At 40.1% G+C, this 16,137-nt stretch carries 12 protein-coding genes and 1 pseudogene; 9 read left to right on the plus strand and 4 right to left on the minus strand.

All coding sequences use genetic code 11. The annotated features are described in order from the left end of the window. Positions 1-314: 314 nt before the first annotated feature. The 9 genes from ACQ86H_RS10705 (at position 315) to ACQ86H_RS10745 (ending at position 14,164) form a co-directional block, all read left to right on the plus strand. On the plus strand, positions 315-3,317 hold the full coding sequence (locus tag ACQ86H_RS10705; protein ID WP_431294826.1) for a SusC/RagA family TonB-linked outer membrane protein: 3,003 nt from the start codon (positions 315-317) through the stop codon (positions 3,315-3,317). Between the two features lie 28 nt (positions 3,318-3,345). Continuing rightward, on the plus strand, positions 3,346-4,953 hold the full coding sequence (locus ACQ86H_RS10710; RefSeq protein ID WP_431294827.1) for a RagB/SusD family nutrient uptake outer membrane protein: 1,608 nt from the start codon (positions 3,346-3,348) through the stop codon (positions 4,951-4,953). Positions 4,954-4,964: 11 nt separating this feature from the next. Beyond that, positions 4,965-6,074 carry a SusE domain-containing protein gene (locus ACQ86H_RS10715; protein WP_431294828.1) on the plus strand — a complete coding sequence of 370 codons (1,110 nt, stop codon included), beginning with the start codon at positions 4,965-4,967 and terminating at the stop codon, positions 6,072-6,074. Between the two features lie 154 nt (positions 6,075-6,228). After that, positions 6,229-7,281 carry a glycoside hydrolase family 53 protein gene (locus tag ACQ86H_RS10720; protein ID WP_431294829.1) on the plus strand — a complete coding sequence of 351 codons (1,053 nt, stop codon included), beginning with the start codon at positions 6,229-6,231 and terminating at the stop codon, positions 7,279-7,281. A 74-nt stretch (positions 7,282-7,355) separates the two neighbouring features. Then, positions 7,356-9,923: a membrane or secreted protein gene (locus ACQ86H_RS10725; RefSeq protein WP_431294830.1), complete on the plus strand. Its 2,568-nt coding sequence runs from the start codon at positions 7,356-7,358 to the stop codon at positions 9,921-9,923. Between the two features lie 20 nt (positions 9,924-9,943). Continuing rightward, positions 9,944-12,367, plus strand: coding sequence for a DUF4982 domain-containing protein (locus tag ACQ86H_RS10730; RefSeq protein ID WP_431294831.1), 2,424 nt, complete (start codon positions 9,944-9,946; stop codon positions 12,365-12,367). A gap of 237 nt (positions 12,368-12,604) precedes the next feature. Further along, on the plus strand, positions 12,605-12,895 hold the full coding sequence (locus ACQ86H_RS10735; protein WP_029277549.1) for a hypothetical protein: 291 nt from the start codon (positions 12,605-12,607) through the stop codon (positions 12,893-12,895). A gap of 164 nt (positions 12,896-13,059) precedes the next feature. Then, complete coding sequence (locus tag ACQ86H_RS10740) at positions 13,060-13,248, plus strand: cold-shock protein (protein ID WP_025142821.1); 189 nt, start codon at positions 13,060-13,062, stop codon at positions 13,246-13,248. Between the two features lie 244 nt (positions 13,249-13,492). Then, positions 13,493-14,164, plus strand: a complete 672-nt coding sequence (locus ACQ86H_RS10745; RefSeq protein WP_431294832.1) for a hypothetical protein — start codon at positions 13,493-13,495, stop codon at positions 14,162-14,164. A gap of 1 nt (position 14,165) precedes the next feature. On the opposite strand, the gene ACQ86H_RS10750 is transcribed toward ACQ86H_RS10745, so the two are convergent. The 4 genes and pseudogenes from ACQ86H_RS10750 to ACQ86H_RS10765 all read right to left on the minus strand — a co-directional run bounded on the left by ACQ86H_RS10750 (position 14,166) and on the right by ACQ86H_RS10765 (position 16,137). Beyond that, positions 14,166-14,507 carry a hypothetical protein gene (locus ACQ86H_RS10750; RefSeq protein WP_138821919.1) on the minus strand — a complete coding sequence of 114 codons (342 nt, stop codon included), beginning with the start codon at positions 14,505-14,507 and terminating at the stop codon, positions 14,166-14,168. 278 nt (positions 14,508-14,785) lie between these two features. Next, positions 14,786-15,307: a molybdenum cofactor synthesis domain-containing protein gene (locus tag ACQ86H_RS10755; RefSeq protein ID WP_431295376.1), complete on the minus strand. Its 522-nt coding sequence runs from the start codon at positions 15,305-15,307 to the stop codon at positions 14,786-14,788. Continuing rightward, positions 15,238-15,692: pseudogene (locus tag ACQ86H_RS10760) on the minus strand (cyclic pyranopterin monophosphate synthase MoaC). Before ACQ86H_RS10760 ends, ACQ86H_RS10755 begins: the two are co-directional and overlap by 70 nt. Position 15,693: 1 nt before the next feature. Next, on the minus strand, positions 15,694-16,137 hold the full coding sequence (locus ACQ86H_RS10765; protein ID WP_138821917.1) for a molybdenum cofactor biosynthesis protein MoaE: 444 nt from the start codon (positions 16,135-16,137) through the stop codon (positions 15,694-15,696).

Raw genomic sequence — 16,137 nt, forward strand, 5'->3', positions numbered from 1 at the left:
AGATAATTGATTTTTGCGAAGGATTAGTATGAGAAGTTAGAGGAGGAGCAAGAGATTTACCTGCGTATCGTCATTCCCAACTTGATTGGGAATCGTAATGCCTTGGCTAGGTTTGTCTAATTGCAGGTCGCATTAGGGTTCCCACCTGCGTGGGAATGACGCAAGACGTTTAGAACAATCGCATTAAAAAAAATGCTTAATACGCCATCTAAACCAATAATATGTCGGTTAGCACAAAAGAAATGAACAATAGCACAAAGCGGATAATGCTATAAAGCCTTCATTTGTATCGTTAATTCTAACCATAATATTCTATGCACATTTTTACATTTTTCATCAGGAGTAACAAGCGGATGTTAATGCTTTTACTATTGATATTTACCCATGGATATCTTTTTGCACAGCAGACAACCATTACCGGAGTTGTTAAAACAGCGCCTGATAATTTAGGTATGCCAGGTGTAAGCGTTCGCTTAAAGGGAACCGCGATTGCCACCTCTACCGACGCTAATGGAAACTTTAGTATCAAAATACCTGCAAAGGCTGGTATCCTCGAATTCTCCTCGGTAGGTTATAAAGTAAAGGAAGTTCCGGTTACTCAAAGCACCACTCTAAACATCACTTTAATAGAAGATGCTTCTACCTTAAATGATGTAGTGGTGGTAGGTTATGGAACTACGCGAAAACAAGACCTTACCGGTTCGGTAGCGGTTGTAGGTGTTAAAGATTTCCAAAAGGGCAGTATCAGCACGCCGGAACAAATGTTATCGGGTAAGGTGTCGGGTGTTTCGATTACCTCAAACAGCGGTCAGCCGGGAAGCGGCAGCACCATCCGTATTCGTGGTGGTTCCTCATTAAATGCCAGTAACGATCCATTATTTGTGATCGACGGTGTACCCTTGGAAAGCGGGGGCGTTTCGGGTGCATCTAATCCATTGAGTTTTATTAACCCAAATGATATTGAAACTTTCACGGTGTTAAAAGATGCCTCGGCCGCGGCCATTTATGGTGCAAGGGCATCCAACGGGGTAATCATCATCACTACAAAGAAAGGTTTGGGCGATGCCTTAAAAGTAACTTTCAATTCAGTAAACTCGGTTTCTAAACTGACCAGACAACTTGATGTGTTAAGCGCTGATGAGATCCGCTCGATTGTAAATGCAAAAGGTACTTCGGCGCAAAAAGCACAATTGGGAACGTTTAATACCAATTGGCAGGATCTGATTTATCAGGATGGTTTTTCTACCGATAACAACATCAGCATTAGCGGAGGAGTAAAAAAACTGCCTTACCGTTTGTCCATCGGTTATCAAAACCAAACAGGTGTGTTAAGAACCGACCAATTGCAGAAAACTTCAGCTGCTCTCGTTTTCAATCCGAGGTTTTTTGATAATCATCTCAAACTGGATATCAACCTGAAAGGTAGCATGCAGAAAACGCGTTTCGCCAATACGGCTGCCATTGGTGGGGCGGTAAGTTTCGACCCAACTCAAGCTACTTATACCAATAGGTCAGACTATAATGGCTATTGGGAATGGTTAGATTCTACTACACCAACAGGATTGGTGAATCTGGTTGGCCGTAATCCGGTGGGTTTACTGGAGCAAAGAGAAGACCGTGCTAAGCCTATGCGTAGTATCGGTAATGTTCAACTGGATTATAGTTTTCATTTTTTGCCAGAACTGCATGCTAATTTAAACGCGGCTTATGATGTAGCATCGGGTAAAGGTACTGTTTTCGTTGATCCAAATGCAGCAGAGGCATTTGTTGGTAACCTGAATGGTGTTGGTAATGGCGTAAATAACCAATACAAACAGAACAGGAGAAATACCGTGCTGGATTTTTACCTGAACTACATTAAAGAATTTAAATCGATTAAAAGTAGGGTAGATGCAACTGCAGGTTATTCTTATAATGATTATTTAACTACACAATATTATTATCCAAGTTTTGATGCCAATGGTAATAAGGTGGCTAATTCTGATCCGGCTTTTGCTTTTAACAAACCACAATACCGTTTGATCTCTTATTTCGGAAGATTGAATTATAATTACGACGAACGTTTTCTTCTAACGGCAACGGTACGCCGCGATGGTTCGTCACGTTTTGGTCCTGCCTATAAATATGGTGTATTCCCATCTGTGGCATTGGCCTGGACCGTTAAAAACGAAGCATTTTTGAAAGATAACAAAACCATATCTGCCTTAAAAGTAAGAGCAAGTTATGGTATTACAGGACAACAGGATGGGATTGGCAATTATGGATACATGTCTACCTATGGTTTAAGTGCTTTAAATGCATCTTACCAGTTCGGAAATACTTTTTACCAAATGTACCGTCCAAGCGCCTACATTGCCAATATTAAGTGGGAAGAAACAGCAACAACCAATATTGGTTTAGATTTTGGCTTATTTGATAACCGCGTTACAGGTAGCCTGGATTTTTACCAAAAGAAAACGAGCGATTTGTTAAACCTGATTCCACAACCTGCCGGAACAAACTTCGCGGCTACGGCCATTGTGAACGTAGGCGATATGGAAAACAAAGGTGTTGAGCTTACCCTGGGTTTTAATCCGGTAAAAGAAAAGGATTTCAACTGGGATTTCAGTTTCAACGCTACTTATAACAAAAATACCATTACCAATTTAACGGTGGTACCTAACGATCCGAATTATGCAGGTTTCCCAAGTGGAACCATTGCAGGTGGTGTTGGCGGACAAAATGCCTTTATCAACGCAGTTGGCGGGCCAAAAAATACTTTCAACCTGTTCGAGCAGACTTATGATCAGAACGGAAACCCGATTGAAGGCGTTTATGTAGATCAGAATGGCGATGGGGTAATTAACCAGAACGATTTCAAAAAAGGGAAACAGGCCGATCCTAAAGTATTTTTAGGTTTTAGCAATAACTTAAGCTACAAAAAATGGAACCTATCTTTCACTTTGAGGGCGAATTTAGGAAACTATGTTTACAACAATAACTATAGCCAGAGCGGTAATTTAAACCAGATTTTAGGCACGGCCATTATTTTAAATGCTTCACCAAATTACCTTACTACTAATTTTAAAACACAGCAGTTATTGAGCGATTATTACGTTCAAAATGCATCATTCCTGAGAATGGATAATGTTAATCTAGGCTATGCTTTTGGGCAGATTTTAAAAACCAAAGCAAACTTAGCTTTGACGGCCAGCGTGCAAAATGTGTTTGTAATTACTAAATATAAAGGTTTAGATCCAGAGGTAGCCTCTGGAGTAGATAACAACATCTATCCCCGTCCGCGCATTTTCTCTTTGGGCCTAAATGTTAATTTTTAAGATTATGAATTTTATTAACAAAAAATATATGAAACCACGTGTTTTACAACTATTTATGCTGGCTTGCACTGCGGTAATTTTCACCACATCATGCAACAAACTGGATTTGGTACCAACCAATGATCTTACTGCTGATAAAGTATATACTTCGGCCGCGGGTTACAAACAATCGTTGGCCAAGGTTTATGGCGCTTTTGCCCTTACCGGGAATGCTTCTGTTGGTCAGCCAGATATTCCGGTAGAGATTATTAAGGATGAAGGAAACTCTGATTTTCTTCGCTTATACTGGAATTTGCAGGAATTAACTACAGATGAAGCCGTTTGGTCGTGGCAAAACGATGCCGGAATCCAGGGGTTGCATGAAATGACATGGTCATCCATCAATTCCATTATCAATGGTTTATATTACCGTTCATTTTTTCAGATTACGCTTTGTAACGATTTCATCAATCAATCTTCGGATGATAATTTAAGCAAAAGAGGAATTGTTGGCGCTGACGCCGATCAGGTGCGCAGGTTCAGGGCAGAGGCCCGTTTTATCAGGGCTTATCAGTATGCCGTATTGATGGATATTTATGGAAATCCGCCATTGGTTACCGAAACTACCGAAATAGGCGGTAAGGATTTACCCAAACAGATTAGCCGTAAAGATTTATTCGCTTATGTAGAATCAGAACTTAAGGCCATCGAAAATGATTTAGCAGCACCTAAAGGAAATGAATATGGTCGTGCTGATAGGGCGGCATCCTGGGCGTTATTATCGAGGATATATTTAAATGCAGAAGTATATACCGGTACAGCCAGATATACTGAGGCCATCACCTATTGCAACAAAATTACCGCTGCGGGTTACACGCTTCATGGCAATTACCGCGAGTTAACCATTGCCGATAATCACTTAAATACGGATGAGAATATTTTTACCATTAATTATGATGGTACAAGCACCCAGAATTTTGGGGGTACTACTTACCTGATGCACGGACCTGCAGGCGTTCCTGCAGAGGTATCAGGATCAAATGGTAACTGGGGCGGATTAAGGATTACCCAACAATTTGTAAATCTTTTTGCTGATAAAACAGGTGCAACAGATACAAGGGCACAGTTTTATATGTCTGGGCAAAATATGGAGGTAAATGACCTGTACACTTCTACTGATGGCTACTCGAGCACCAAATACCGCAACAAAACCCGTTCTGGCGCCCCGGCTCCTCATCAGGATGTTGCCAAAGATTTTTCGGATATCGATTTCCCTCTTTTTCGTTTGGGCGAAATCTATTTAACCTATGCCGAAGCTGTTTTACGTGGCGGATCAGGTGGCAGTTTAACGCAGGCCTTAACTTACATTAACCAGTTACGTACCCGTGCCTATAATGGCAGTATAGCCGGAAATATCACATCGAGTGCTTTAACTACCGATTTTATTTTGGATGAACGTGGTCGTGAGCTTTGGTACGAGGCTACCCGCAGAACAGATTTGATTCGTTTTGGAAAGTTTACTACTGCAACCTATTTATGGGCATGGAAAGGCGGTGTTAAAGGTGGTACAGCTGTAAATAGCAAATACAATCTTTATCCATTACCACCAACAGATCTTTCGGCCAATCCAAATCTTCGTCAGAATACAGGTTATTAATCTAAATTATCATGAAAAAATCTATTCATATCCTATACACTTTGCTTTTAATCAGCCTGTTCTTCGGCTGCAAAAAAGAGGAAAGTACAAATGTAGTTACCCCACCCAGTGCAGGTAGCCTTGCTTTTAAAAGCTCTGCAGCTGCTGTGGTGTTAACTTCCGCAACTGACGCCACCAATGTGGTGACCTTCAGTTTTAAGGCGGCAAACTTTGGGGTGAGCGTTATCCCAACTTACTCTTTAGAGTTTGATGTGCCTGCAGATACCCTTGGAGCAAATGCATGGGCAAATGCAATAAGCGTTAAACTTGTAACAGGTACTTTAGAAAAAGCTTATCTGGGTGCCGATTTTAATTCGCTTTTGGCTAATCAATTGTTATTGCCAACAGGTGCGGTAAGTACCTTAGTTGTAAGGTTAAAAGCAGAAGTAACCCAAAATACCGGAACGGCTTCTACCATCAAACCAATCTACTCGAGCTTAACCATGACGGTTAACCCATACAAAGCTACCATCGAATATCCGGCGCTGATGGTAAAAGGGGGTAACTCCTGGAAAACACCAACCGCAAGGACAAATGGTTTTGTACTCACTTCAGCTAAATTCAATTCAAAATATGAGGGATATTTAAATTTACCAAATGCCGATGGCTATGGTGGCGATGCTTTCCAACTGGTATCAACAAAAGATGCGAAAGTTTACGGTTGGGGAGGTACCTCAACAACCATGAGTTTAACCGGAGGTAATTTATACCTTACGCCAGCACCGGCTTATATGAAAGTAAATGCCGATGTAGATGCATTAACTATTACCTATACACCCGTAAAATTCTTTATCTCCGGTGATGACAATGCCTGGAGCACTTCATCAACGCCATTGATATATAATGAAACAACCGGTAAATGGGTGGCGGCAAATGTTGCCTTAACCGCAGGAAAAACTTTCGTATTTACCTGTAACGGCGGTTACGATATCAGTTATAAAGTAGATGCCAATGGAGCTTTGGTTTATGCAGGTGCGCCAACCTGGGGCGGAATTAATATTCCGGTGACCAAAACAGGTGTTTTCACGGTTACTTTAGATTTAAGTGCCGGTGACGGAAATTATACTTATTCGATTAAATAAAATTTCTCGTTTCGTCATTCCCAACTCGATTGGGAACCTTAAAGCGCTGGCAGGTATATGGAGTATTAGGATTCCCGCCTGCGCGGGAATGACGGACGATTTAGAATAAACTATAATACAAAGATTAAGTTCAAACTTGCTTAAGAATATAGAAATGTTTAAAAAAATAAAAACCATCAACTGGCTGGGCCTTATAATAATGCTCAGTTTGATTAATACAGGTTGTAAAAAAACAATAAAAGGAGAAACACAGATTTACCCTGCTCCCGATCCGGTAGGCACTTATGCCTTAGGAGCTGATGTAAGCTGGCTGACCGAAATGGAAGCTGCGGGCAAAAAGTTTTACAATGCTGCCGGTGAACAACAGGATTTGTTAAAGATTTTAAAAGATAAAGGCATCAATACCATTAGATTGAGGGTTTGGGTAAATCCGGCTGCTGGTTATTGCAATACGGCCGATGTTTTGGCAAAGGCAAAAAGGGCAAAAGCGATGAACATGCGTTTGCTGATCGATTTTCATTACAGCGATTCGTGGGCAGATCCCGGACAGCAAAACAAACCTGCCGCATGGGCTTCGCAAGATTTTGCTACTCTTAAAACGTCAGTTTATAATCATACTGTTGAGGTTTTAACGGTTTTAAAAAACAATAAAATTGTACCTGAATGGGTACAGGTAGGCAACGAAACCAATAACGGCATGTTATGGAACGATGGAAAAGCATCTGCAAGTATGAAAAACTTTGCAGATTTGATACTTTCGGGATATAATGGTGTAAAAGCGGTAAATCCGACCTCGAAAGTGGTGGTGCATATCTCCAATGGTTACGATAACAGCTTATTTAGGTGGATATTTGACGGATTAAAGAACAATGGAGCAAAATGGGATGTAATTGGGATATCAATGTATCCTACCGCTGCTGACTGGTCGACAAAAAATACCCAGTGTCTGGCCAATATGACGGATATGGTTTCGCGCTACGGATCGGAAGTGATGATATGCGAATTGGGAATGCCAGTTTCGGAAGCGGTAGCCTGCAAAGCGTTTATTAAAGATTTAATTGCGAAGAATAAATCGTTGCCAAATAACAAAGGGTTAGGGGTTTTCTATTGGGAACCGCAATCTTACAATAGCTGGAGCGGTTATAAATTGGGCGCTTTTGATGATTCGGGCAAACCAACGGTTGCAATGGATGCGTTTCTGCCTTAAAGCCCCGGCCGCTAAAGGGGAGTAAATTTGAAATAAATTAAAGCTTAAATCAATACACATTACCAACTTGTAATATGAAATTATACAAAAACGATAGAAAGTCAAAGCCCCCTCTAGGGGGTTGGGGGTTTATTGTTTTTATGCTATTTGCAACACTTACCCATGGGCAAAATAAACTAGGTATTTATGTAGATGCTTCAGGTATAATCCGTTGGGAAAAAGACCATAAAGAAGCTGCTTTTTTCGGCACAAACTATACTGCTCCTTTTGCTTATGGCAATCGGGCTATTGTAAGGATGGGCGTAAGCGCCGAACAAGCGATAAAAGACGATGTATATCATTTCTCGCGTTTGGGTTTGGATGCCTTCCGTATACATGTTTGGGACCAGGAAATCTCAGATGCAGAAGGAAACCTGATTGATAATGAACATTTGCGCCTTTTCGATTTCCTGCTGGCAGAACTTAAGAAACGTAAAATCAAAACTTTGGTTACACCAATTGCTTTCTGGGGAAATGGTTACCCGGAGAAGGATGAAAAAACAGGAAGTTTTGCCAATAAATACGGTAAAGATAAATCGGTAGTAAGCGAAGAAGCTTTTAAAGCACAGGAAAATTACCTGAAACAGTTTTTTAAACACAAAAATCCTTACACGGGCTTAACCTATCAGCAGGATGCCGATATTTTGGCTGCAGAAATCAATAATGAACCCCATCATAGCGGGCCAAAAGAAAGAGCTACGGAATATGTAAACCGCATGACCGCCGCCATAAAAAATGCTGGCTGGACTAAACCCATTTTTTACAATATTAGCGAATCGCCCTGGTATGCCGATGCTATTGTAAAGGCGAATGTTCAAGGGCATACCTTTCAGTGGTACCCAACAGGTTTGGTTGCAGGTCATACGCTGCAAGGCAATTACCTGCCCAATGTGGCGAAATACAAAATTCCTTTTGATACGATTCCGGCGTTTAAAAACCGCGCTAAAGCGGTGTACGAATTTGATGCGGGAGATGTAATGGCGCCGATCATGTATCCGGCAATGGCCAGAAGTTTCAGGGCGGCTGGTTTTCAATGGGCTACACAATTTGCCTACGATCCCATGGCAACCGCTTATGCCAATACCGAATATCAAACCCATTATTTAAATCTTGGTTATACACCTTCAAAAGCAATCAGTATGTTAATTGCTTCAAAGGTTTTTCGTCAAACAGCCCGTTTAGATACGTTGAACAATGGCAATACTTTTGGCCCGTTCAAAATCGATTATAAAAATTCGTTGAGCGAAATGAATACCGCCGAAGAATTTTATTATACCAATTCCACCTCGTCGAAAATAATTAATACCCAAAAACTAAAGCATATTGCGGGGATTGGAAGTTCAAAAATTGTTCAGTATAATGGTAGGGGAGCTTACTTTATCGATCAGGTTGCTGCCGGAGTATGGCGTTTGGAAGTGATGCCTGACGCAGTTCAGATCAGGGATCCTTTTGAAAAAGCTTCGCCTGAAAAAGAAGTTACACGGATCATCTGGTCTACCTTGCCAATGGATATCGATTTGCCCGATTTAGGCTCTAATTTTACAGTTAAAGGTTTAAATCAAGGTACTACTGTGAATTCGGTAGCCGTTAAAAATGCGTTTAGTGTTTCTCCCGGTACTTATCTGTTGATTAAGAAAAACCTAAAAACCAATCTAAATGCGCAAAGCAGGTATCAGAATATTGCCTTAGGCGAATTTGTTGCCCCAAAAGCTTCAAAAGGAGGTGTATTTGTTAAACATCAACCTTTAAGAACAATTTCGGCAGGTGTAGCCATTCAGCTCCATGCAGAAATTACAGGTCTAACCATAAAAGATTCTGCTTTTGTTCAGTTAAATGCTGCAAACCGCAGGCAAAATATTCCTTTACAAAAAACGCAGGAATATCTATATGCCGCTACAGTTCCTGCTGAACTGGTGAAAAATGGCTTATTGAGCTATCAGATCATAATCCATAAGGCTAATGGCGATTACGTTACTTTTCCAGCCAACACAAAGGGAAACCTAAATGGGTGGGATAATCTCGAAACTGAAAGCTACCAGACTTATGTTGCAGCTAAAAATGCAATCGTAGAGATCTTCAATGCAGCTTTAGATGGGAAAAACAGTAATATTTATAATCCCGATTGGACAAATGGTAAAGTAGAATACGTTTCAGATGAAAATCCATCTGTTTTAAGTATGAGGCTATCTATCAATATGCCTAAAAGTATCCAACTAATGGGTTTTCAAAGTTTTTTCGCTGATAAAATGACTGGAAGAGCTTCAGATCTGAATAATTTTAAAAAAATGGTCATCAAAATAAAGGCAAATACCGAAAATACTAAAGTTAAAGTGGGCTTAATTGATACCGATGCCCATTTCTTCTCCACTGAAATCCTTACGGGAAAAGATTTTCAACTGATCGAAATTCCATTAAATCAGCTTAAAAATGATGCACAGTTATTGTTGCCACGTCCTTATCCGGGCTTTTTGCCACTTTATTATCAATCAGCAAACAAAGCTGCATTCGACTTGAAAAATGCCGAAAAGCTCGAAGTTACTTTTGGTTATGGGGCCGGTACCAAACCGGTCAATATTACTATCGAATCTATTTATTTAAAATAACCGTCAATTACATGTTCCGATTGAAGAAAATACTTTTTACCATTTTTATGGTTAGCCTTGCTTATTTAAATGCCGATGCCCAAAGAACTGAGATCCTGTTAGATGAAGGCTGGAAATTCTCAAAGGGAAATTTCCCAAATGCTGCCGAGACTACTTTTAACGACACTCGCTGGGAAAGCGTGACTGTTCCGCATGATTGGGCCATTAGCGGGCCTTTTGATAAAGAAATAGATAAACAGGTAACCGCAATTACCCAAAATGGGGAAACCAAAGCCAGTGAAAAAACAGGTAGAACCGGAGCTTTACCTTATATTGGTGAGGGTTGGTACAGGAAAAAGCTCAGTCTTCCAGCGCTAAAACCAAACCAAAAAGTATTATTACAAATTGATGGTGCCATGAGCGAACCTCAAGTTTACCTTAATGGAAAGCTGGTTGGCGAGTGGAACTATGGTTACAATTATTTTTATATCGATATTACCAAGAACCTAAAAGCGAATGATAATTTATTGGCCGTTCACCTGAAGAATATGGCAAAATCGTCGCGTTGGTACCCGGGAGCGGGCTTGTACCGTAACGTACATTTAATCATTAAAGAAGAGAAAAGTATCGATCAATGGGGAATCACCATTACTACACCAATTGTTGAAAAAGAATTTGCCAAAGTAAACATCAAAACCAAAATAACCGGTAAAGGTATTCGTTTGGTTACGCAGATTTTAGATAGTTTGGGTAAGCAGGTGGCTATTGATACTGCAAAGGGTATTTTTGGGAATGAGGCTGATCAGAATTTAGAAATCAATAACCCTGTTCTTTGGAGTCCGGAGCGCCCGTATCTGTATACCGTGGTATCGAGTGTTTATGAAGGAAATATTTTGAAAGATGTCGTAAAAACAAGGTTAGGGATCAGAACAATCAATTTCAGCCCGGGCATCGGCTTTAGTTTGAACGGTAAAGTAAGAAAATTTAAAGGCGTTTGCTTACACCACGATCTGGGGCCGCTTGGAACGGCCATCAATACAGCTGCTTTAAGAAGGCAACTCACCATTTTAAAAGAAATGGGTTGCGATGCCATCCGAAGTTCGCACAATATGCCTTCGCCAGAGCAATTGGAATTATGTGATGAAATGGGTTTTATGTTCCTCGCCGAAAGTTTTGACGAATGGGCAAAAGCCAAAGTAGAAAATGGTTATCACCTGTATTTTAATACCGATGCTGAAAAAGACATTGTAAACCTGGTACAGGCGAATAAAAACCACCCTTGTATCGTAATGTGGAGTTCGGGGAACGAAGTGCCGGATCAATTTGGTGCCGAAGGTGTAAAAAGGGCTAAATGGCTGCAGGAAATTTTCCACCGCGAAGATCCAACACGCCCGGTTACAGTAGGGATGGACCAGGTGAAAGCAACGATGCAATCAGGTTTTGGTGCTTTAATGGATATTCCTGGATTAAATTATAGGGTACACCTTTACGAAGAAGCCAATAAGGTTTTTCCACAAGGGTTTATTTTGGGATCAGAAACAGCATCAACGGTAAGTTCGAGAGGGATTTATAAATTTCCGGTTGTAAAAGGCTTTGATAAGCAATATCCCGATTTTCAGTCTTCTTCTTACGATTTGGAGTATTGTAGCTGGTCTAACGTACCTGACGATGATTTTGTAATGCAGGATGATAAACCATGGGTAATAGGGGAGTTTGTTTGGACAGGTTTTGATTACCTTGGCGAGCCTACACCTTATGATAACAGCTGGCCATCAAGAAGTTCTTATTTCGGGATTTCTGATCTTGCAGGTCTACCTAAAGACCGTTATTATTTGTATAGAAGCCGTTGGAATAAAACAGCACCAACGCTACATTTGCTTCCACATTGGAACTGGGAGGGAAGAGAAGGCCAAACCACGCCTGTTTTTGTATATACCAGTTACGATAGCGCCGAACTTTTCTTAAACGGTAAAAGTTTGGGTGTACGGAAAAAAGATAAATCAAGCCCGCAGAACCGCTACCGGTTGATGTGGATGGATGTTAAATACGAGCCAGGGACTTTAAAAGTAGTAGCCCTTGATGGAAACGGAAAACCTGTAGCAGAAGAAAAGATCACTACGGCGGGTAAACCTTATAAAATTGTGTTAACGCCAGATAAGAAACAAATTAGCGCTGATGGCAAAGATTTATCTTTCGTAACGGTATCAGTTGCTGATAAAAATGGAACACCCTGCCCAACGGCGACAAATGCCTTAAATTTTGAAGTTAAAGGTGCGGGTACATTCAAAGCGGTTTGTAATGGCGATGCCACTTCATTGGAATCTTTTGTAAAGCCAACCATGAAATTATTCAGCGGAAAGCTGGTTGTGGTGATACAATCTGGCAAAAAAGATGGTCCAATTCAACTTAGTGTCAAAGGAAAAGGCCTGGAAAACGGAAATGTAGAAATTGTTTCTGTGAAGTAATAGATTCGTCAAGTTCTGGTCTTAGCGTCTCGCTAAAGACCAGATAAAATTTCAAGATATGTTAGCCTCGCGCATGCGGAGATCTTAAAGCGTATTGCATTTAGAATAGTGAAACATAAGGATCAATTCCATCATCCATCTTACATTTTCCATTAAACAATGTATAGGTCCTGTTACAATTAATCTATTTCGGAATAATTTTTTAAATTAGCATATATCAAAAAACCTGATAAGCTTATGGAAAATCTAAAAGAAGAAACCAAAATCAAAGCTTTCCTCACCAGGATAAAAACAGAGTGGCCAGGAGTGGTAGAACGCTTTGAGTTTAAAACAGGCAGTGTAATTTATGTTCATTTAAAGGAAGGTATATCCAGTATGGATTTTCTCGGTAAACTTTCCAGGCAGGTGGAACGTTTTGTAGATTTCAGCATGCCTATTATCTTGTATCACATTGAGAGCGATGGGATGAATTTAAGGTCGCACCCGATAAATTGGTACTCTTCCATTACGCAGGGAAAATCTTTTTAATGCACCCAACCATGTTTGGTTAATAGCTTAAAAGGTAAAATGGTAGCCATCATCTTTACCATTGTAAATCTTTTTGTACATAATTAGCAATTTTGTTTGCCAGTAATTTTGGTTTTTGGGTTTTAATCCTATTTTTGGTTTTTAATTTAAAAACATCCAGTATAATGAAAAACGGAACAGTAAAATTTTTTAACTCGGAAAAAGGCTTTGGCTTTATCAAAGAAGAAAGCGGATCTGAGATTTTTGTGCATGCATCAGGCCTGATTGATGAAATCAGAGAGAATGATACAGTTGAATACGAAGTTCAAGAAGGCAAAAAAGGCCTTAATGCAGTGAAAGTAAGAGTTGTTTAATTCTTCCCCAAAAGATTTTGAGCAGGATTTATTCCTGCTTTTTTTTGCCCAAAATTTATTATTCTGTTATTAAACCAAATGATTTATGTATTGAACAAAATGGCTGAAAAAATTTCTTTCTCATTTATAGCCAATTATCTTTTTAAAGTATTTTAACCACATTTTACATACTTGTTTTGTGGATTGGATTTTTATTTTTGCTATTGTCGATCTACCCGACCCGAACCAAACAAATTATTTTTTTTTGCAACTCTCTATTTTTTCAATTCAGGAACCTGTTACCAGCAACAAGCCTCTTGACCGTGGTACTTTTATGGCTGCGGCACAGTTTGTAACGGCACTTAATTTTGCTGGCGAATTTGAACTTTTAAGTCTATCGGCCATGAATACACAAGCTGGTGCAGCTAGAAAAGGCGGACTGGTATTTGTGCGTAATGGGAAATTGAAAATGCATCCCGAAATCTACGATCATTTATCCCTGATATCGATATCTTCCATCTGTGCAGGAAGTGTTTACTTTCATGGCCGTGATAAAATTGCTGCAGAAATTGTAAATCTTCCTTATAGCGATGGTCTTTTAAACTTAGAAGGTGCTGAAGAGGATTATATGGCTTTTAAACGTCTGTGTAGTCCTGTTTCACGGTTCTTTTTACTACAAGCCAAAAAAGTACAATGGTCTGCAATCTTATCTACCTTTAGGTTTTTTATGATAGAAGGCATCTGGGATGTGATTAATTTTGTTGCCCTTGCACTGCATCAGGCTGATGCAGATGTGATTGCCTGTGCACAACTTTTAGAAAGTATGCAAACACAAGAATGGTATCCTGGTTTTTGTCAGTCGCTTCAGGATTTCCATGCCTCCCGTTATCCTTTAAGTAAAGTTGGTTTAGAATCAGAACTGCCAGAGATGGCCTAAATTATTTCAGGTAATTTTCTAATAAAACACTTATCTCCTCTCCAATAGCTCTATTCCCCATGTTATTGAGTTTTTGTTGCGAAGAATTGTGCTTTTCGATATAGGTAGCCTCTGTTTTATTAAATTTAAGATAACCCTGTTCAAAATAACGTTCTTCAATTTCGGTAGAAGAATCCATCGATCTGAACCATAATTTAATTAACGAACCTGTAATTTTATCAAAGTAAAGCCAGTGGTAAGTCGCCTCTGCATCTGCATTATCGGGCAGGCCAAGACGCTGAATTTCCAGGATAGTAGTATCAGAATTTTGGAAAAAGTATAAAATCTTGTATTTAGACGACATGCGGCAAAAATAGAACTTAATTTTTTATCACAAAAAAGATTTTGCTGTTTATATTTAATATTTGTTGGTTTAAACGAATTCGTCTTTCCCGAGCAGGCGTGAATCTGAAAGCTTATTACATCCGATCCCCGACGAGGATGCTTGTTGGTCAGGATCTGTGATCTTGATCCTTGTTCTGCGGATTTTTTAATCCGCATTTTATCTATTGTGCTTAAGGATTATAAATTCTTGGTTCCTGAGATGGGATTGCAAATCCCGACTAACAATAGATATAAATATTAATGTTTCTCCCCTTTAACCACCTTAAATAAATGCAAAACCTGCGGGAATAGGGCATCCATGCTTTCTTCTGCGCCACCCTTCGAGCCTGGGAAAGTAAGTACCAATGTATCGCCAATAAACCCTGCTACACCGCGCGAAAGCATGGCGTAAGGCATGCGCTCCTGGCCGTAACGACGAGCTGTTTCCATGATCCCTTCGATATTCCTGTCAATTAAAGGGGCAATGGCCTCCGGAGTTACATCGCGTGGCGAAAGTCCGGTTCCTCCCGTAAAAATGATCAGATGATAGCCACTTTTACTTAATTCACTGGCTTTATCGCGGATGATCTTGATTTCGTCGGGTATGATTTCATATTTCTCCGTATTGATGTCCCATTGAGTGAGTCTCGAAATAATTGCTTTTCCAGCACCATCCTGAGCTTTATTTTCAAAAACAGAGTCTGAACAAACTACAACAGCAGCTTTAAGTTCAGGGAATCTGGCATTTTTAAGGTCAGATTTTCCTCCCGATTTTTTAATAACCTGATGTTTTCTATTTCAACCCCTTTATCAATTGGTTTTAGCATATCGTACATGGTCAAAGCCGTAACAGAGGCACCATGCATGGCTTCAACCTCAACACCAGTTTTGTAAATGGTATGTACTTCAACCGTAATAATGATGGTTAAACCCACAATTTCGTAAGTAATCGCGGTATATTCAATAGGAAGGGGATGGCAATCGGGAATTACATCACTCGTTTTTTTACACCGAATAAGCCGGCTGCACGGGCAAATTCAAATACATCTCCTTTGGGTATTTTGCGCTGTTCAACCGCATCGATGGTTTCTTGCTTCGATACCTTTACAGTCGCGGTTGCAATGGCAATCCTTAAGGTATTGGATTTTCTTGTGATGTTTACCATGTTAAATATTTTCTTTCCACTGATGGGTTTCGTCTTCGAATATTTCTTTTCCCCAGATCGGTAATTCTGCTTTTAACCGGTCTACAACCTCACTACAAGCTGCCATTGCCGGTTTACGGTGTGTCGACGAGGTAAAAACAAAAAGGCAGATTTCGCCTGTTTTAACTGTACCCAAACTGTGGTAAATGTGCATGCAGTTAAGCGGATATTTTTCGAAAATGGCTTCCCTGATCTGGTGCATTTTTTCGAGCGCAAGCTCTTCATAAGTGGTGTATTCGATCGCAGCAACAAATTTACCTTCAATTTCATCTTTGCGCACTTGCCCCATAAAAATGCTATGCCCGCCGATGGCCGTTTTGCTGTTATGCTTCGCAATGCTGTCTGCTATAAAAGAAGGTGCAATTGCTCCGGTTACGAATATATTTTTAATCTCCTTTCCGCTCAT

It is taken from the genome of Pedobacter sp. P26, assembly GCF_050632135.1.
GTDB lineage: Bacteria > Bacteroidota > Bacteroidia > Sphingobacteriales > Sphingobacteriaceae > Pedobacter.

What these genes read in the sequence shown, in the direction of transcription:
- ACQ86H_RS10740 (WP_025142821.1), top strand. Translation starts at nt 13,060, where the DNA reads ATGAAAAACGGAACAGTAAAATTTTTTAACTCGGAAAAAGGCTTTGGC.
- ACQ86H_RS10750 (WP_138821919.1), bottom strand. Translation starts at nt 14,507, where the DNA reads ATGTCGTCTAAATACAAGATTTTATACTTTTTCCAAAATTCTGATACT.
- ACQ86H_RS10710 (WP_431294827.1), top strand. Translation starts at nt 3,346, where the DNA reads ATGAAACCACGTGTTTTACAACTATTTATGCTGGCTTGCACTGCGGTA.
- ACQ86H_RS10720 (WP_431294829.1), top strand. Translation starts at nt 6,229, where the DNA reads ATGTTTAAAAAAATAAAAACCATCAACTGGCTGGGCCTTATAATAATG.
- ACQ86H_RS10715 (WP_431294828.1), top strand. Translation starts at nt 4,965, where the DNA reads ATGAAAAAATCTATTCATATCCTATACACTTTGCTTTTAATCAGCCTG.
- ACQ86H_RS10725 (WP_431294830.1), top strand. Translation starts at nt 7,356, where the DNA reads ATGAAATTATACAAAAACGATAGAAAGTCAAAGCCCCCTCTAGGGGGT.
- ACQ86H_RS10765 (WP_138821917.1), bottom strand. Translation starts at nt 16,137, where the DNA reads ATGAGCGGAAAGGAGATTAAAAATATATTCGTAACCGGAGCAATTGCA.
- ACQ86H_RS10705 (WP_431294826.1), top strand. Translation starts at nt 315, where the DNA reads ATGCACATTTTTACATTTTTCATCAGGAGTAACAAGCGGATGTTAATG.
- ACQ86H_RS10735 (WP_029277549.1), top strand. Translation starts at nt 12,605, where the DNA reads ATGGAAAATCTAAAAGAAGAAACCAAAATCAAAGCTTTCCTCACCAGG.